The sequence below is a fragment of the Roseomonas haemaphysalidis genome, assembly GCF_017355405.1.
Taxonomy (GTDB): Bacteria; Pseudomonadota; Alphaproteobacteria; order Acetobacterales; family Acetobacteraceae; genus Pseudoroseomonas; species Pseudoroseomonas haemaphysalidis.
In genome coordinates this window covers 143,329-160,570 of sequence record NZ_CP061177.1, presented here as the reverse complement: position 1 = coordinate 160,570, position 17,242 = coordinate 143,329, and the positions used below count along the sequence as shown (strand labels likewise).

The window sequence follows — 17,242 nt, the reverse complement described above, 5'->3', positions numbered from 1 at the left end:
CTCTGGGGCACGGTTCGGCGGAAATTACGCAGAAGGAAGGTTTTTCCGCATCCCCCGGTCATGGCATGCGCAGGGCACAAGAATGCCCCGCCGCCCCACGGTAATTTTTTGGCCCGGGTGCCTATTCCCGCCAGGGGCGCCTTTGCCACAGCGCCTGCGCTTCCGCGTCGTTGGCCATCACGAAGCGGCTGTAGCTGTCGCCCACCAGCGGGTTCAGCGGCAGGTTCAGCTTGCCGGCCTCGGCCAGAAACGCGGGGTCGGCCAGCGCCGCGCCGATGGCGGCGGACAGCTGCTCGCGCACCGCCTGCGGCAGGCCCGGCGGCGCCACCAGCCCGCGCGCGGAGCCGCCGGTGACGGCCACCCCCTGTTCCCCGAAGGTCGGCACGTCCGGCGTGCCGCTCCAGCGCGCGGTGCCGCCCTGCGCCAGGGCGCGGGCCCTGCCTTCGCGCAGCATGGGCAGCCCTTCGCCCATGTTCAGCGAGCCGACGGCCAGCCGCCCGCCCAGCAGGTCGGTGATGATGGGCGGCGTGCCGCTGTAGGGCACGTGCGACAGCTTCACCCCCGCCGCCTGCTCGAAGGCCATCCCCAGCAGGTGGTCGTCCGAGCCGATGCCGGCGGTGCCATAGGCCAGGGCGCCGGGATCGCGCAGCGCCGCCGCCTTGAGGTCGGCCAGCGTGCGCAACGGCGAATCGGGGCGCACGAACAGCCCGCCCGGGTCGTCCACCACGTTGGCCAGATAGGCGAAGCCGTCCAGCCGGTATTGCGGCCTGCGCTCGATGGCGATGGTGTTGATCGCCGGCGTGGTGATGGCGCCGATGGTGTAGCCGTCCGGATCGGCGCGGAAGATCGCCTCGAAGCCCAGCTGCCCGGCGGCGCCGGCGCGGTTTTCCACCACGAAGCGCGCGCCCGGCAAGTGGCGCGGCACATGCTGCAGCAGCACGCGGGTCATGACGTCCACGCCGCCGCCGGCGGGAAACGGCACGATGGCCAGGATCGGCCGCTCGGCCGGCCAGCCGGCGGCGCGGGCGGGGGCGGCCAGCGCGGCGCCGCCCAGCAAACCCAGCGCGGCGCGCCGGGTGGGGTGGTGGGTGAACATGGCGGGTGTCTCCTGTCCTCGGCCGGCCGTCTGTCGCGGCCTGTCCCCGCATCCTGGCACGATGCCCGCCGGCATGCGCGGCCAAAGGGCTTTCGGCACCGCCACGGCCCGCGCAGGGGCGGGCGGCCATGCGCGCCGCTACGCCCCGTGCTGCGCGGCCAGCTCCCGCAGGCACGCCGCCTCGGTCCGCCGCTCGGCCCCGGCGGCGCGGGCGGTGGCGTAGGTGACGCGCAGGTCCGCGCCGCCGGCATCGCCGTACAGCATCACGTCCAGGTGGCAGAACGGGCTCTGGTACAGCCAGATCTCGGCCTCGCCTTCCCGCCGGCGCAGCCGCGGCTCGCCCAGCAGGCGGCGCAGCACGGCGGGGGGCTGGCCCAGCAGCTGCTGCGCCTGGGTGGGCGCGCCCGCCAGGGCGGGCATGGCGGCGGTGCCGGCGGCGGCCTCGGCCACCGGGGGGGCGTCCAGCGGCTGCATGCCGGCCAGGTTGGCACGGTAGTTGGCCAGCACCTCGTCCAGCACCGCCTGGCGGTCCAGCACGGGCTCGCCGCCGCAGGCGGCCAGCAGGGCCAGCGGCAGCGCGGCCAGGCCAGCGCGGATCGGGCGGAACAGGGGCGGCATGCGGGCGGGATAGCGCCCCGCCGCGGCCGAGGAAAGCGGAACGAAAAAAGGGCGGGCCGGTGTTCCCGGCCCGCCCCCGTCAGGCCGGCACGGCCCGGCTCATTCCAGCGGTTCGACGTCCGACGAGCCGACCGGCATGGCCGGGCGCGGCGCGGGAGCGGGGGCGGCGTCGCCCAGCATCTCCATGCGGCCGGACACCTGGCCGCCTTCCTCCACCTGCAGGCGGCGGCAGCGGGCGTTGCCCATCACCTTGCCCGTGGCGCGGATGATCAGGTTGCCGCGCACCGTCAGCGTGCCGTCGAAGATGCCGGCGACCTCGGCGTCATCCACCTCGACCTCGCCCTTGAACACGCCGGAATGGCTGATCATCAGCTCGGCCGCGTGCATCATCTGGCTTTCCACCGTGCCCTCGACCACCAGCCGCTCGGCGTCCGTCACGGTGCCCTGCAGGCTGATGCCCTTGCCCACGACCATGGAGCGCCGCTCCGGCGCGGGGGCCGGGCGGGCGCCGCCGCCGGGCGTGATCAGCGGGCCGGTGCCGGCCATCGGCATCGGGCGGGGCGGCACGCCCATGCCGGGCTGGCCGGGCTTCTGCGGCATGTTCATGTCGGCATCCTTGGAATGCGGGGCCAGCGCTGGGCTCGGCGCGGGGCGGAAGGGGGGAACGGCGAGGTCCGGGTCGCGGGCCACCGGCATGGTGGTCGGCACGTCGCCCTCGGGCAGGCCGGGAGCGGCGGCGGGGGTGGGCTCTTCGCGGCGGCGGCGGAAGACGGACATGGTTTCCCCCTTTGGCTCGGCTGGGTGTTGTCCCGCGCCGGACGGCGCGGGCCTGGATCGCGGTCACACCGGCAGCCGGACCGCAACCCTGGCGGGCATCGGCGGCGACATGGCGTTTCGTGGGGCTATCATGCGGCGGCCCGGGCGGACAACCCGCCCGCCGCCCGCGCGCCAGGATTTTATTGCGCGAAACGGCACAAGTGGCGGCGCGCCCCGCCCGCCCTCCGCCCCCTGGCCCATCCGGCGCGCGGCTGCTATCGCGCTGCCGACCGGCAATCCCGCGCGCGCAAGTTCAAGGTTCCGCATCCCCATGGCGCTTCCCACCCTCGACATCCTCGGCATCGGCAACGCCATCGTGGACGTGCTGGCGCGGGAGGAGGACGGCTTTCTGGCGCAGCACGGCATGCAGCGCGGCGCCATGAACCTGATCGACGCCGCCAAGGCGGAAGCGATCTACGGCGGCATGGGGCCGGGGGTGGAAAGCAGCGGCGGCTCGGCCGGCAACACCTGCGCGGTGGCCGCCGCGCTGGGCGCGCGCGTCGGCTTTCTGGGCAAGGTGGCGGACGACGCGCTGGGCCAGACCTTCGGCCACGACATCCGCGCGGCGGGCGTGCGCTTTCCCACCGCGCCGCTGGCCGGCGGCGCGCCCACCGCGCGCTGCCTGATCCTGGTGGCGCCCGACGGGCAGCGCACCATGAACACCTTTCTCGGCGCCTGCGTGCATTTCGGCGAGGACGACGTGGACGAGGCCGCCGTGGCATCGGCCGCCGTCACCTACCTGGAAGGCTACCTGTTCGACCCGCCGGCGGCGCAGGCCGCGTTCCGCCGCGCCGCCGCCATCGCGCACGGCGCCGGCCGCAAGGTCGCGCTGACCCTGTCCGACCCGTTCTGCGTGGGCCGCCACCGCGACGCCTTCCGCGCCCTGGTGCGCGACGGCGTGGACATCCTCTTCGCAAACGAGGACGAGATCCTGTCGCTGTACGAGACGGACGATTTCGCCCAGGCCATGGAGCAGGCGCGCGCTGAGGTGGCGATCGCCGCCCTGACGCGCTCGGAGCAGGGCAGCGTCGTGGTGTCCGGCGCGCGCACGGAAACGGTGGCCGCCGTGCCCACCACGGTGGTGGATACCACCGGCGCGGGCGACGCCTATGCGGCGGGCTTTCTGGCGGCGCTGACCCGGGGCCTCGACCTCGCCGAATGCGGCCGCTGGGGCTCGGTCGCGGCGGCGGAGGTGATCAGCCATTTCGGCGCCCGCCCGCAGGCGGAGCTGAAGGCGCTGGTCGGCGCCGCCTGACGCCATGGCGCTGCCGCTGGCCGCGGGGGCGGACGCCTTCGCCGCCTCCTTCGGGCTGATCGCGCTGGGTGCCCTGCTGCGCCGCACCCTGCTGCCGGACGGCGCCGTCTGGGCGGGGCTGGAGAAGCTGGTGTTCTTTGTGCTGCTGCCGGCGCTGCTGGCGGGTGCCATCGGCGGCGTGGACCTGGCCCGGCTGCCGCTGGGCGGCATGGCCGCCACCATCTGGGGCACGCTGCTGATCGGCACGGGGCTCAGCCTGGGGCTGGCCCGCGCGCTGGGGCACGGGCACGCCGCCGCCACCTCCATCCTGCAGGGCGGCATCCGCTACAACAACCTCCTGGCCTTTGCCGCCGCCGGCGCGCTGCTGGGGGCGCCGGGCATCGCCATGGGCGGCGTGGCCACGGGCTTCATCGTGCCCATGGCGCAGTTGATCGTCACGCTGGGCTTCGCCTTTGGCGGCGGGCGGGCGCTGGACCCGCGGCGGCTGGCCCGGCAGATCGCGCTCAACCCGCTGCTGCTGGCCTGCGCCGCCGGCTTCGCGCTGGCCGCCCTGGGCGGGCCGCCGCCCGGTGCCGCCGGGCTGTTGCGCAGCTTGGCACAGGCCAGCCTCGCCACCGGGCTGCTGTGCGTGGGCGCCGCCCTGACCCCCGGCGCGCTGCGCGACCGCTGGCGCAGCCAGATGCTGGTGGCGGTGCTGAAGCTGCTGGTGATGCCCGCCATCGCCATGCTGCTGGCGCGCTGGGCGGGCCTCGCGCCGCTGGCGGCGGCCATCGCGGTGCTGTTCATGGCCCAGCCCACCGCCCCCACCGCCTATGTGCAGGCGCGCGCCATGGGGGGCGACGCGCCGCTGATGGCGGCCATGATCACCGGCCAGCACGTGCTGGCGCTCGCCTCGCTGACCTTCTGGGCGGTGCTGCTGGTGGGCGCCTGACGGCCGCTGGCGTGGCGGCCGCCCGCGACGCATGATGCGCCGCGGCAACAGGGATGATGCGATGCTCGGACGGCGCGGCTTTGGCGGAATGGTGGTGACCACGGCTTTGCTGGCCCATGCCGCGCGCGCCCAGGGCAACTGGCCGGAGCGCCCGCCGCGCTGGGTGGTGGGCTACCCGCCGGGTGGCCCGAGCGACACCTTCGCCCGGCTGATCGCGGCGAGCATGAGCCCGCGCCTTGGCGTCAACATGGTGGTGGAGAACCGCCCCGGCGGCGGCGCCGTGCTGGCCAGCGAGACGGTGGCCCGCAGCGCCGCCGACGGCCTCACCCTGCTGCACACCGACAACGGCAACATGGTCTACAACCCCGCGCTCTACGCGCGCCTGCCCTATGACCCGGACCGCGACCTCGCCGGCGTCGGCTTTATCGGGCGCTTTCCCCTGTTCCTGGTGGTGCGGGCGGACAGCCCCTTCGCCAGCCTGGCCGACTTCGCGGCCGGTGCCCGGCAGCGGGCGCCGACCTATGGCTCGCCCGCCGTGGCCTCGCCGCACCACCTGGCCATGGAACTGCTGAAGCGCCGCGCCGGCTTTGACGCCACCCACGTGCCGTATCGCGGCGGCCCGGCGGCCATGCAGGACCTCCTGGCCGGTACGGTGGACAGCGTCCTGATCGACTGCGCCACCGGCATTCCCTTTCTGCGCGAGAACCGGGTGCGCGGGCTGGCCGTGCTGTCCGCCACCCGCTCCGCCCAGGCGCCAGGCGTGCCGACGGCGGTGGAGCTGGGCTTTTCCGACGTGGTGGCCTTTGGCTGGCAGGCCATGCACGCCCCGGCCGCAACGCCGGCAGCCGTGGTTTCGCGCCTGAACGCGGAGCTGAACGCCGCCGTGGCGGAGCCGGGCATGCAGGCGCGCATGGCCGGCCTCGGCATCGAAAGCGCGCCCTGGAGCCCCGCACAGCTCGACGCCTTTGTGGCGGCCGAGAACGCCCAGTGGCGGCCGCTGATCCGCGACCTCGGCATCCGGCTGGATAGCTGAACGCGCCTGCGGACGGCGGGATTCGAACCCGCACTCCCCGGGGGGAACCAGATTTTAAGTCTGCTGCGTCTACCGTTCCGCCACGTCCGCGCGCGCCGGGGGTTGTGGCATAGCTGAGGCGGGGGATGAAGGTTGGGGGAAAGGAATTCCTCCGGGCCCCCGGCCTTTTTCTGTGGGCCGCGGCCCCGCCGCGCGTCACTCCTCCGCCACCAGCGCTTCCATCGCCTCGGGCGGATGGAGCACGAAGCCCGGCAGCCGCGCGGCCTCGGCCGCCACCGCCTGCATCACCGCGCGCACCGGCGCGCCCGGGCTGCGGGACACCGGCGTGACCACCCCCCAGGAAAAGGCCACCGCCGCGTCCAGCGGCCGCACCACCGTGCCATCCACCGCCACGCCGCTGGCGGTCACCGGGTCCACCAGCGCCACGCCCAGCCCGGCGCGCGCGGCCATGATGGCCGCCAGCGAGGTGTTGGTGGCCAGCAGCGTGGCCGGGCGGGCGCCGGCGCGGTCCAGCGCGCGGTCCAGGCGGCGGCGCAAGCGGTCGGGGTCGGCCAGGGTCACCAGCGCCTCGCCGTGCAGGGCGGCCAGCGGCAGCACGGCGTGGCGGGCCAGCCGGTGGCCGGCGGGCAGCACCGCCACGCAGGGCGCGGCGCCGATCCAGTGCAGGTCCAGCCCGCGGTGCTCCACCGGCAGGCTGGCGAAGCCGAGGTCGGCGCGGCGGTCCAGCAGGGCGCGCACCACCTCGCCGGCGGGCATGGCGGCCAGCACCGCCTGCTGCGGCTGCCCGGCGGCGGCCAGCCGGCCAAGCGCCGCCGGCACCAGCCCGGCCGCCAGCGAGGGGATGGCCGCGATCTCGATGCGCGCCTGCGCCTGCCCGGCGATGGCCGCCGCGCGCTCGGCGATGCGCCGCATGCCGGCCAGCGAGCGCTCCACCTCGTCATGGAACAGCAGGGCGCGCTCGGTGGGCGTCACGCGCGGGCCGTTGCGGTCCAGCAGCGGAAAGCCGAGCTGGGCTTCCAGCTCCTGCATCACGCGCGTGACGGCGGACTGGCTGCGGCCGATCTGCCGGGCGGCGGCGCTGAGGCTGCCGGTGGCGATCACGGCGGCGAAGGTTTCCAGGTGGGCGAGCTTCACGGCGGCAGTCTAGGGCGGGGCGGCGGCATTCCCCAGGGGCAATCGGCCACGCCGGCGCGGTTGTGGCGGACGGCGCCGGCATGCGAGCCTCGGCGACCTGGCCGGAAAGCGGACCCGATGCCCAAGCTGATCTTCATCAACCTGCCCGTTGCCGATCTGTCGGCCGCCACCGCCTTCTACGAGGCGGTGGGCGCCCAAAGGAACCCGCAGTTCAGCGACGGGACCGCCGCCTGCATGGTGCTGTCCGACACCATCCACGTGATGCTGCTGACGCACGAGAAGTTCACCGTCTTCAGCAAGCGCCCGCGCCCGGACCCCAGGGCCACCACGGGCGTGCTGCTGTGCCTGTCGGCCGACAGCCGGGACGCGGTGAACGACATGGTGGCGCGCGCCGCCGCCGCCGGCGGGCGGGCCGATCCCAACCCCACCCAGGACTACGGCTTCATGCTGGGCCGCAGCTTCGAGGACCCCGACGGCCATGTGTGGGAGGTGATGCACATGGACCTGGCCGCCGCCCAGGCGGCGATGGGCAAAAGCTGAGCGGCCTCAACGCGAGAAGCCTGCGATGCCGTCCCGCAGCATGTCGGCGCGGCCTTCCCGCGTGACGTCCCACAGCGGGTTGTCCACGGACAGCCGCTGCCCGCCGTCGCGCTGGATGGGGCGGATCAGCACGCCGCCGCGCCCGCGGCTTTCGGCGCCGAACAGGTTCAGCGGCACGCGCACGTAAAGCCCCTTGTCGAAGGAGCCCTCGCCGAACTGCGCGGCGGACACGTTGGTGAAGGTGGCGAAGCCGCCGACCTCGATGCCTGAGCTGAAGCGCCGCCCCAGCTCGAATGTGGCGCCCCAGTCGCCGGCCAGGTAGCGCCCGGCGCGCACCACGCCATACAGGTTCCAGACCGGCAGGTCGGCGTAGACGGACAGGTGGCCGGTGGTGGTCTGGTAGTTGCGCAAGCCGAGCAGGCCGTCAAAGGCGCGCTGCTTCACCCAGTTGAGGTCCAGCCCCACCGCGAAGCCGCGGTCGAAGGGCCGCCACAGCACCTCGGCCGAGGCGCCGCCGAACATCGGCTCCAGCAGCCCCACCGTGCCGCGCGCGAAGACGTCCGGCGCCAGGTTCCAGATGCGCTCGCCATACAGCGCGGGAATCGAGAACTTCCCTTCGGCGGCATAGCGGCCGTAGTCGGTGCGCACATGCGGCAGCCGGCTGTCGGACGTCGGGCCCTGGTCCAGGTTGCCGGCCAGCGCCTGCTGCACGCTGCCCGCCAGCGAGAAGCCCGCGCCCAGCGACACCCGGCCGCCCGCCGCCACCCCCGCCTGCCAGCGCAGCGTGCGCGTCGGGTCGCCGAGCTGCAGCGCCAGGCGCGGCTCCACGCCCCAGCTGGTGTCGAGGTCCGATGGCTCGAAGCCACCGGGGGGAATGGCGCCGGTGGCCGGCAGCGGGCGGGCGGTGGCCCAGGCCTCCTCCGGGCTGGCGCGGCCGGTGGTGGTGCCTTCCAGAACGGCGCGGGGGATTTCCAGCACCGCCACCTCGGCGCCGGCCAGCCACCAGCGGATGCGCAGCATCTCCACCCCCGGCGGCAGCAGCCCCTCCGTCGCGCGCAGGATGCGGGCGGCGACCTGCGGCTGGCCGTTGAAGCGGCCGCCTTCCACCGCGATCTCGGCGGTCTGTTCCTCCTGCCGGAAGGCGAGGGGGGTGAAGCCGGCCTGCGCCAGGGCGTCGAACACCGCTTCGGCCAGCGCGGCCTCGCTGGCCGGAACGTGGGCGGCGCGGCGGGGCAGGGGGGGCGGGTCGGGCAAGGGCAGGCGGGGCGGGTCGGCCGGGTTCATGCGCAGCGACACGCGCAGCAGCAGGTCCGTGCCGTGGGTGAAGGACAGCCCCGCATCCAGCCAGTCGTTGGACCATTGCAGGCCGAGGTTGACGCGCGATGCCGCGTCGCCCCTGCCGGTGTCGCGCCGCGCCGGGTAGCCGCCGCGCTCGTCCCGCAGCCGGTCGCCCGACCATTCCGCCTTGGCGCGCAGCCCGTCCACCACGCCCCAGGGGGTGCCGAGCGGCGGCACCGACCATTCGATGCCCGCGAAGGGCGCCACGTCCTCGCCACGGAACCAGTTGCGCTGCAGCGTGCCGCCGCGCCCCACGTCGCGCGGGCGGTTGTCAAAGCCGTCGTGGAGATAGCCCAGCGGGTTGTTCCACTCGCCCCCGGTGCCGAGCCGCCCCCAGCCCAGCCCGGCGGACAGGTCCAGCCCCCACCAGCGCTTGGAGGCGACCAGGTATTCGCCGCTGTACAGCCCGGTGCCGATGAAGTCCTGCAGCCCCACGGCCACGGCGGGCGTCCAGTCGCCTTCCCGCAGCAGCCGCAGCTTGAGGTCGAAGGAGCGGTCGGTGGTGAAGCCGCGCCCGGTGGTGGCGTTCAGCCGCTCCGTCAGGCGGAAGGTGGTTTCCAGAAACGGCAGGGCCTGGAAGTTGACGAACCAGAAGCGCCGCTGGTGCCGCAGGCTGGCGCCGGCTTCCAGCGTGCCGTCCTCGCGAAAGCGGGCATTGCGCGTTTCCAGCAGCCCGACACCGCCGAAATTGCCGCCACTGGCCGGCACCTCCTCCGCCCGTGCGCCGGTGGCCAAAAGCAGCAGCAGCAGGGCCGCGGCGGTCCGGCAGGCGCGATGGGGCGGGCGTCGTCTCACGCAGCCGTGATACCGGATGCGCCGGACGCTGTCCGGTTGAAAGAGAAGGAAAGAAATTTTCCTTAGGGGGAAGGAGGTACCGGAACGCCGGGCCGTGGCCTACCGGCCGGTGCCGTCCGGCACAAAGCCGATCACGAAGCCCATCACCCAGGCCTCCGGCATCTCGCAAGGCCGCAGGGCCACGCGGCCATCCGCGAGGCGATACAGGTTGGCGCTCACTCGGCCGGTGCCGCCCAGCTCCTCGCCATACAGCCAGCGCCGCCGCCCGTCGGCCGAGGCGGACAGCGTGATGCCGTAGCGCTGGCCCTCGTAATGCCCTTCCGAATAGCCGGCGGGCAGCGTGTCGAGCTTGGCGAGAAAACGATCCATGCCGCCGGCAACGCCCGGGCGGCGGCCATCGTTCCCGGGCCCAGGCGTGCTACAAGCCGCCGCATGGAGACCAAGCCCCCGATCCCCCGCGCCGTGCTCGTCGGCATTCAATTGCCGGAGGTGGACGATGTCGCGCATGCCGCCAGCCTGGAAGAACTGGGCCGGCTGGTGAAGACCCTGGGCTACGAGGTGGTGGGCAGCGTGTCCCAGCGGCGGGACGGCACCGGCGCCGGCGCGCTGCTGGGCAGCGGCAAGCTGGCCGAGCTGGCGGCGCTGACCGGCGGCAGCGGCACGATCACCTCCATGGCCTCCGCGCCAAAGGCCAAGGCCCGCGCGCGGTTCGAGGGCGCCGGCGCCGAGGCCGCCGCCCCCGCCGCGCCGGAACCCGGCGAAGGCCCGCGCCCGGACTTCGTGATCGTCGACCACGAGCTGTCGCCCAGCCAGATCCGCAACCTGGAGCGCGCCACGGGCGCCGAGGTGCTGGACCGCACCGGCGTGATCGTCGAGATCTTCCACCGCCACGCCAACACCCGCGAAGCCAAGCTGCAGGTGGAGATGGCGCGGCTGAAATACGTGGCGCCCCGGCTGCGTGAATCCTCCGGCGGCGGCGGGCGGCAGCAGGGGCCGGGCGCGGGCGAAAGCCACCTGGACCTCGACCGCCGCAAGATCCGCGACCGGCTGGCCGAGCTGAAGGACCAGCTGGAGGCGGTGCAGCGCGACAGCGACCACCGCCGTTCCGCGCGCCGCGACCAGCTGCGCGTGGCGCTGGTGGGCTACACCAACGCCGGCAAATCCTCGCTGATGCGGGCGCTGACCGGCAGCCAGGTGCTGGTGGAGGACAAGCTCTTCGCGACGCTGGACACCACCGTGCGCATCCTGCAGCCCGAAACGCGGCCGCGGGTGCTGGTGTCCGACACCGTGGGCTTCATCAAGCAACTGCCGCACGACCTGGTGGCCTCCTTCCGCTCCACGCTGACGGAAGCGCTGGAAGCCTCGCTGCTGCTGTACGTGGTCGATGCCTCGGACCCCACCTGGGAAGCGCAGCTCAAGGTCAGCCAGGACGTGCTGCGCGAGATCGGCGCCGACGCCGTGCCGTCCCGCCTGGTGCTCAACAAGATGGACCGGCTGGACGAGGCCGCCCGCGACGCCCTGCGCGAACGCTTCCCCGACGCCATCCAGCTTTCCGCCCACCGCCCCGGGGACGTGTCGGACCTGCGCGACACCATCGTCGGCTTTTTCGAGGCGGCGATGGTGGAGGACACCCTGTCGCTGCCCTACAGCAAGCAGGGGCTGATCGGCGAGATCTACGACAGCGCCCGCGTGCTGTCCGAGGACTACGACGAGCACGGGCGCGTGCTGCGGGTGCGCGGGCTGCCGGGCGCCATCGCCCGGCTGCGGCGCGGGCTGGAAGGGTAGCGGAAGGCCGGGGGAAAGAATTCCCCCCGGACCCCCATCTTCTTTTTGATATCCCTGCGCGATCGCAGGTCTACGCCATGGCCCCGCACATCACAGGCTGAACAACAGAAAGAAAAAAGATGGGGGTTTGGGGAATTCCTTCCCCCAGCCTTCTTCTCCGCCCCGTGCCGTTCTAGCCTTCCGCCCCATGACCCAATGGCGCGTCGCTTCCGAAACGGGGCTGTTGTCCGAGGTGCTGGTGTGTGCACCGGACCATTACCGCTGGCTGCCCACCAACAGTATCAGCCGCCACACCCTGGCCGGCGAGCGCCAGGCCCCCGCCGCGCATCACCTGGCCGCGCAGCATGCCGAGCTGGTGGCGGCGCTGGAACAGGCGGGGGTGCGGGTGCGCCGGCTCTCGCCCGAGCCGCATCTGCCCTACATGGTCTACACGCGCGACAGCGTGGTGGTGACGCACCGGGGCCCCGTGCTGTGCCAGCTGGAGCGGCCGCAGCGGCGCGGCGAATATGCCGGGCTGATCGACTTCCACGCCGCCCACGGCAGCGAATTCTGGCGCAAGTCCTCCGCCGGCACGCTGGAAGGCGGCGACATCCACATCCTCCGCGACGGGCTGGCCCTGATCGGCCATTCCGGCGGCCGCACGGACGAGGCGGGCGCGGCGCAGCTGGCCGGCTGGCTGCGCGCCGAGGGCTGGGAGGTGCGGCTGGAGCCGTTCGACGAGCATTTCCTGCATCTGGACGTGCTGTTCTGCATGGCCGCCCCCGGGCTGGCGGTGGCCTGCCTCGACGTGCTGGACCCGGATTTCATCGGCTGGCTGAAGGGGCACGGCATCCGCTGCATCCCCGTGTCGTACCGCGATGTCATGGCGCTGGGTTGCAACATCCTGGCGCTGGGCGGGGGGCAGGTGATCTCGGCGCGCGAAAGCACGGCGCTGAACGCCGCGCTGCGGGCCGAGGGGCTGGCGGTGCTGGACCCGGCGCTGTCGCTGTTCACGCTGGGCGGCGGCGGGCCGCATTGCCTGACCTGCCCGCTGTCGCGGGACGGATAAGGCCCGGAAAAGCAATTCCCCCGGACCCCCATCTTTTTCTGCGGATTGGCGCTGCCGGCCAGGGAGCGCCTGCCGCATTTCAAAACAGGTCCCGCGCGCACTGCCCCCTCCGGCTCGCGGACTCACGGAAAAAAGAAGGGGTCCGGGGAATTCTTTCCCCGGCCTTTCTTTCCCCTTCCGCTTGCGCCCCCCGCCCGCCGGGTTCATCCGTGCATCCAGGAAGGGACCCACCGATGAACATCGAGACCAATCCCCTGGACGCCGTGCTGGCCGAGGCCCGTGGCTTCCTGGGCGAGCGCCTCTCCACCAACACCTCCATCCGCGAGCAGCACAGCAAGGGCGAGGATGCCAACCCCCCCGTGCTGCCGGACGCCGTGGCCTTCGTGGAAACCACGGAGGAGGTGTCGCGCCTGCTCGCGCTGTGCAACCGGCACGGCGTGCCGGTCACGCCCTTCGGCGCCGGCACCAGCCTGGAAGGCCACGTGGTGCCCGTGCGCCGCGGCATCAGCCTGGACCTGTCGCGCATGACCGCGATCCTGGAGCTGAACGCCGAGGACATGGACGTGCTGGTGGAGCCCGGCGTGTCCCGCCACCAGCTCAACGACTACCTGCGCGACCAGGGCCTGTTCTTTCCGGTGGACCCGGGCAGCCATTGCTCGCTGGGCGGCATGGTGGCGACCCGCGCCAGCGGCACCAACGCCGTGCGCTACGGCACCATGCGCGAGGCGACGCTGGGGCTGGAGGTCGTGCTGGCCGATGGCCGCGTGATCACCACCGGCGGCCGCACCCGCAAGTCCGCCAATGGCTACGACCTGACGCGGCTGTTCATCGGCTCGGAGGGCACGCTGGGCGTGGTCACCAAGATCCGCCTGCGGCTGCACGGCATCCCGGAGGCGACCAGCGCCGCCGTGTGCCAGTTCGACAGCCTGGCCGCCGCCGTCGAGACCACCATCATGGTGATGCAGGCGGGCATTCCCGTGGCGCGCATCGAGCTGGCGGATGCCGACCAGATGCGGGCCTCCATCGCCTATTCCAAGCTGGACTTCGAGCCGCTGCCCACGCTGTTCCTGGAATTCCACGGCTCCCCCGCCGGCGTGACGGAGCAGGCCGAGGCGGTGGAGGCGATCGCCGCCGACATGGGCGGCAAGGGCTTCGCCTGGGCGCATGACGCCGAGGCGCGCAACAAGCTCTGGAAGGCGCGGCACGACGCCTGGTGGGCGGCCAACGCGCTCTACCCCGGCTGCCGCGGCATCACCACCGATGTCTGCGTGCCGATCTCCAAGCTGGCCGAGGCCATCGTCGGTGCCAAGGAGCAGGCGGTGGCCATGGAACAGAACACCTGCATCGTCGGCCATGTGGGCGACGGCAACTTCCATTGCGTCATCCTGTTCCCCGAATCCGACCCGCGCGGCCTGGAACGCGCCTGGGAGCTGGACCGCCGGATCGTGGCGCAGGGGCTGGCGCTGGGCGGCACCTGCTCGGGCGAGCACGGCGTCGGCCTCGGCAAGCGCGAGTTCCTGGCGCAGGAGCACGGCGCGGACGTGCTGGACGTGATGCGCTCGCTGAAGGCGACGCTGGACCCCAAGGGGATCATGAACCCGGGCAAGATGTTTCCCGGCAACTGACGGGTTCGGAACCGGGGGAGAATGGATTCTCCCCCGGACCCCCCGCTTCCTTTGTTTTCATCTGAAAGAGGCCGTAGGCCGCACCGGCCACGCCCGGCAAAACGGACAGAAGGAAGATGGAGGCTCGGGGGACTTCCTTCCCCCGACCTTTGGCCTAGTTCCCCGCGGCCCGCACCAGCACCACCGAGAACGCCGCCGATCCCAGCGCGCGCACCCGCAGAAACGCCGGGCGCGGCTGCGACCCGATGCTCAGGCGGGAGCCGAGGCCGCCATCCGCGTCGTCGTTCTGGTCCAGCACGGTGCCGTCGGCGTCCAGCATCTCCAGCACCGTGTCGGCGCCTTCGCGCAGGTCGAAGGTCAGCGCCACGCCGGCGCGGCCGTCCTGCGGCAGGCCGAACACCGCCGGCTGGTCGGCTTCCAGTTGCAGCGCCACGGCCTCGCCCGGGATCAGCGTGGGGCGGCGGGCGGCCTCGGCGACCGTGGCGGCGGGACCGCCGGTGGCGGGGGCGCCGGGGGGCGCCAGCGGCCGCAGCGCCAGCGTGAAGGCGCCGCCCCGGTTGTTCAGCGTGCCGGCGCGCAGAAAGGCCGGGCGGCCATTGGCGCGCGCCGTGGTCAGGCGCGACGCGAAGCCGCCGCCGCCGTCGTCATCCTCCGCCAGGGTGGCGCCGTCCTCGTCCAGCAGGGTCAGCACGGTGTCCGTGTCGCCGTCCAGCTCGCGCGTCAGGGCCAGCAGCGCGGGGCCGGCCGGCAGGGCGAAGACGGCGCTTTGCCGCCGCCCCAGCCGCAGCGTGCGCACGGTGTCAGCCGCCAGCGGGCCCGCGGCGCGCGCCTGCTCCAGGGTGGTGGGGAAGTCCGGTGGCGGGGCCGGGGCCTCGCGCTGCAGCACCAGGTCGAAGCTGCCGCCCGCATCGTCCAGCGTGCCGGCGCGCAGGAACAGCGGCCCGGGGTGGGCGACGTCCAGCAGCAACTCGGAAGCGAAGCCCTCGCCGCCGTCGTCATCCTCGGCCAGCACGTTGCCATCGGCGTCCAGCAGCGCCAGCACGGTGTCCGTGTCGCGGCGCAGGCCGCGCGTGGTGGCCACCAGCCGGGCGCGGTCCGCCGGCAAGGCGAAAAAGGCGCTTTGGCCGCGCCGCAGCAGGATCGGCCGGCGGGCATTGTCGGCCAGCGGCGGCTGGGCGGCGGCCGCCTGCGGGCTGGTGGGGAAATCGGGCGGCGGCGGCACCGGCTCGCGCGTCAGCAGCAGCTCGAACACGCCGCCGTCTCCGTCCAGCGTGCCGGCGCGCACCAGCGCCACCGCCACCCCGGGCAGGATGTCCAGGCGCGATTCCAGGGTTTCGCCGCCGCCGTCGTCGTTCTGCTGCAGCACGCGGCCACGGGCGTCCAGCGCCGCCAGCACCGTGTCGGTGCCATGCGCCAGCCGGCGGGTGACCACGGAAAAGCTGCCGCCCGCCTCGGGCGCAACCCGGAAAAAGGCTTCCTGCCCGCGGGACAGGCGCAGGCACACGGCGCGGCCGGGGCGCAGCGCGGGAACCCCGGCGGCATCGGCGGGGCGCATCGCGACGCGCTGCTGCTCGCAGCTCCGGGCAGGCGGGGCGGCGCCGCGCTTCGGGCCGCCGTCGGGCTGCGCCACCGCGGGCCCCGCCGCCGCCGCGCAGGCCAGCACCACCCAGGCCGCCCGCCACCACCCTGTCGCCGCCATGCCGCGTTCCTCCGTTCTGTTGCCGCCGAGCTAGCGCTGCTCCGGGCCGGGACGTAAAGGGGGCGCGGCGCGATTCGCTGTGCGGCGGGGCTAGGCCCGCGCCGGCTGGCGCATGCCGCCGAGCCAGGCGCCGATCAGCGCGATCCCCACCGCGCCCGCCGCCAGCATGCCGCCGCGCCCGGCCAGCGCCAGCCCGGAGCCGTAGACCGCCGGGCCCAGCGACTGGCCCATGAAAAAGCAGAAGGCGTGCAGCGCCACGGCCGAGCCGCGCGCCTGCGGCGCCACCTCCGTCACCCGCACCTGGATGCTGTTGTGCAGCATGAAGAAGCCGAGGCCGAGCAGCAGGGCGCCCGCCGCGCCCGCCGCCAGCCACCCCCCGGCGGCGGCGATCACCGCGAGGCCGAGCGCCGCCAGCACCCCGGCCAGCTGCATCATCCGCCCCTGGCCCAGGTGCCGCAGCAGCAGCGGCGCCGCCATGGTGTAGCCGAAGCCGCCCAGGCCGAAGGCGGCGACGGCGAGGCCGGCTTCCGCCGCGCCGCTGCCGCCGGGCCGGCCCAGCAGCACCGCCAGAAACGGAAACACGCCGAACACCGCGATGCCCTCGCCGAACACCCCGAGATACAAGGGGCGCGCGGCGGGCAGGCTGAGGATGGCGGCGTAGCGGCGCACCACCTCGCCCGGCAGGGGGCGGGGCCCGGGGGGCGGCGCCGGCTTGCCGCGCGCTTCCGCCACCAGCACGGCAAAGGACAGAGCGGCGGCGGCGGCGCAGACGCCCAGCACCCCGCGCCAGCCCACAAAGGGCGCCACCAGCCCCGACACCGCGCCGCCCGCCAGCTGCCCCAGGATGGCGCAGGCCAGCACGCGGCTGATCGCCACCTGCCGCTGCGCCAGGGGCACGGCGTCGCCGAACAGCGCCAGCGTCAGCGGAAAGATCCCCCCGGCGGCGAGGCCGGAAGCGACGCGCGCCGCGAACAGCCAGCCCAGCCCCGGCGCCAGCGCGCAGCCCAGCAGCATCAGCGCCAGCAGCCCGGCGCAGATCGTGACGATGCGCCGCTTGCCCAGCGCGTCGCCCACCGGGCCGAGCACGGGCTGCACCAGCGCGTAGGGCAGCGCAAAGGCCGTAGCCAGCAGCGCCACCTGGTGGTGCGGCGCGCCGAAGCCCTGCGCCAGCTCGCCCATCAGGGGGTCCAGCGCGCGGCTGGCCAGCGCGCCGGAAAAGCCGCACAGGCCGAACACCGCGACCATTCTGCGGATGGTGGCCGGCGCGGGGGTGTTGGGGGTCATGCCACCAATGCTGCGCCGCGGCACGCGGGGTGGCAAGTCGGGCTGACGCTTCCGGGCGGCGGGCGGGCGGGATGCGTCGGGCCGCTTGCCACGGCGTTGGCGGCGCAATAAAATCGGCGCCTCGATGCCTCTGGAACCCGGCTTTCCTGGCCAAGGGTTTCGATGACCGGGGCATCCGCCCGGGGCGTGTCTTTCCTCCTGCCTGCGTTCCCCGCCGCCGTGGCGGGCGAGCCCTGGAACCGGCC

15 protein-coding genes and 1 tRNA gene are annotated in these 17,242 nt (G+C 73.9%); 7 read left to right on the top strand and 9 right to left on the bottom strand.

Annotation, left to right across the window (positions count from 1 at the left end):
- Positions 1 to 121: 121 nt before the first annotated feature.
- The 3 genes from IAI59_RS00730 to IAI59_RS00720 form a co-directional block, all read right to left on the bottom strand.
- The gene (locus IAI59_RS00730) at positions 122 to 1,096 is read right to left on the bottom strand and encodes a tripartite tricarboxylate transporter substrate binding protein (RefSeq protein ID WP_207417698.1); all 975 of its coding nucleotides are present in this window, start codon (positions 1,094 to 1,096) and stop codon (positions 122 to 124) included.
- 138 nt (positions 1,097 to 1,234) lie between these two features.
- Positions 1,235 to 1,714, bottom strand: a complete 480-nt coding sequence (locus IAI59_RS00725) for a hypothetical protein (protein ID WP_207417696.1) — start codon at positions 1,712 to 1,714, stop codon at positions 1,235 to 1,237.
- 99 nt (positions 1,715 to 1,813) lie between these two features.
- Positions 1,814 to 2,491 (bottom strand): bactofilin family protein, encoded by a 678-nt coding sequence (locus IAI59_RS00720; RefSeq protein WP_237180744.1) that lies wholly within the window; start codon positions 2,489 to 2,491, stop codon positions 1,814 to 1,816.
- A 310-nt stretch (positions 2,492 to 2,801) separates the two neighbouring features.
- On the opposite strand from IAI59_RS00720, the gene IAI59_RS00715 reads away from it, so the two are divergent.
- The 3 genes from IAI59_RS00715 to IAI59_RS00705 all read left to right on the top strand — a co-directional run bounded on the left by IAI59_RS00715 (position 2,802) and on the right by IAI59_RS00705 (position 5,749).
- Positions 2,802 to 3,785 (top strand): adenosine kinase, encoded by a 984-nt coding sequence (locus tag IAI59_RS00715; protein WP_207417694.1) that lies wholly within the window; start codon positions 2,802 to 2,804, stop codon positions 3,783 to 3,785.
- A 4-nt stretch (positions 3,786 to 3,789) separates the two neighbouring features.
- Positions 3,790 to 4,716, top strand: coding sequence for an AEC family transporter (locus tag IAI59_RS00710; RefSeq protein WP_207417691.1), 927 nt, complete (start codon positions 3,790 to 3,792; stop codon positions 4,714 to 4,716).
- Positions 4,717 to 4,777: 61 nt separating this feature from the next.
- Positions 4,778 to 5,749 (top strand): Bug family tripartite tricarboxylate transporter substrate binding protein, encoded by a 972-nt coding sequence (locus IAI59_RS00705; RefSeq protein WP_237180743.1) that lies wholly within the window; start codon positions 4,778 to 4,780, stop codon positions 5,747 to 5,749.
- Positions 5,750 to 5,756: 7 nt separating this feature from the next.
- On the opposite strand, the gene IAI59_RS00700 is transcribed toward IAI59_RS00705, so the two are convergent.
- Together IAI59_RS00700 and IAI59_RS00695 are read right to left on the bottom strand one after the other, a co-directional pair.
- Positions 5,757 to 5,839 (bottom strand) — tRNA-Leu (locus tag IAI59_RS00700).
- Positions 5,840 to 5,944: 105 nt separating this feature from the next.
- Complete coding sequence (locus IAI59_RS00695) at positions 5,945 to 6,883, bottom strand: LysR family transcriptional regulator (RefSeq protein WP_207417689.1); 939 nt, start codon at positions 6,881 to 6,883, stop codon at positions 5,945 to 5,947.
- 117 nt (positions 6,884 to 7,000) lie between these two features.
- Here IAI59_RS00695 and IAI59_RS00690 point away from each other — a divergent pair, with 117 nt between their 5' ends.
- Complete coding sequence (locus IAI59_RS00690; protein ID WP_207417687.1) at positions 7,001 to 7,423, top strand: VOC family protein; 423 nt, start codon at positions 7,001 to 7,003, stop codon at positions 7,421 to 7,423.
- Between the two features lie 6 nt (positions 7,424 to 7,429).
- Here IAI59_RS00690 and IAI59_RS00685 read toward each other — a convergent pair whose 3' ends face one another.
- Complete coding sequence (locus IAI59_RS00685; protein ID WP_237181165.1) at positions 7,430 to 9,556, bottom strand: YjbH domain-containing protein; 2,127 nt, start codon at positions 9,554 to 9,556, stop codon at positions 7,430 to 7,432.
- Positions 9,557 to 9,655: 99 nt separating this feature from the next.
- Positions 9,656 to 9,925, bottom strand: coding sequence for a hypothetical protein (locus IAI59_RS00680; protein WP_207417686.1), 270 nt, complete (start codon positions 9,923 to 9,925; stop codon positions 9,656 to 9,658).
- Positions 9,926 to 9,988: 63 nt separating this feature from the next.
- On the opposite strand from IAI59_RS00680, the gene hflX reads away from it, so the two are divergent.
- From hflX to IAI59_RS00665, 3 genes are all read left to right on the top strand, one after another.
- Entirely contained in the window at positions 9,989 to 11,341 is a 1,353-nt protein-coding gene (gene hflX / locus IAI59_RS00675) for a GTPase HflX (RefSeq protein ID WP_207417685.1), read from the top strand.
- Positions 11,342 to 11,528: 187 nt separating this feature from the next.
- The gene (locus IAI59_RS00670) at positions 11,529 to 12,389 is read left to right on the top strand and encodes a dimethylarginine dimethylaminohydrolase family protein (protein ID WP_207417684.1); all 861 of its coding nucleotides are present in this window, start codon (positions 11,529 to 11,531) and stop codon (positions 12,387 to 12,389) included.
- 233 nt (positions 12,390 to 12,622) lie between these two features.
- Positions 12,623 to 14,014 (top strand): FAD-binding oxidoreductase, encoded by a 1,392-nt coding sequence (locus IAI59_RS00665; protein WP_207417683.1) that lies wholly within the window; start codon positions 12,623 to 12,625, stop codon positions 14,012 to 14,014.
- A gap of 154 nt (positions 14,015 to 14,168) precedes the next feature.
- Here the strand turns inward: IAI59_RS00665 and IAI59_RS00660 are convergent, their stop codons facing one another.
- A complete protein-coding gene (locus tag IAI59_RS00660) occupies positions 14,169 to 15,713 on the bottom strand; it encodes a hypothetical protein (RefSeq protein ID WP_207417682.1) in 1,545 nt (514 codons plus the stop codon).
- Positions 15,714 to 15,803: 90 nt separating this feature from the next.
- Complete coding sequence (locus tag IAI59_RS00655; protein ID WP_207417681.1) at positions 15,804 to 16,997, bottom strand: MFS transporter; 1,194 nt, start codon at positions 16,995 to 16,997, stop codon at positions 15,804 to 15,806.
- Between the last annotated feature and the right edge of the window lie 245 nt (positions 16,998 to 17,242).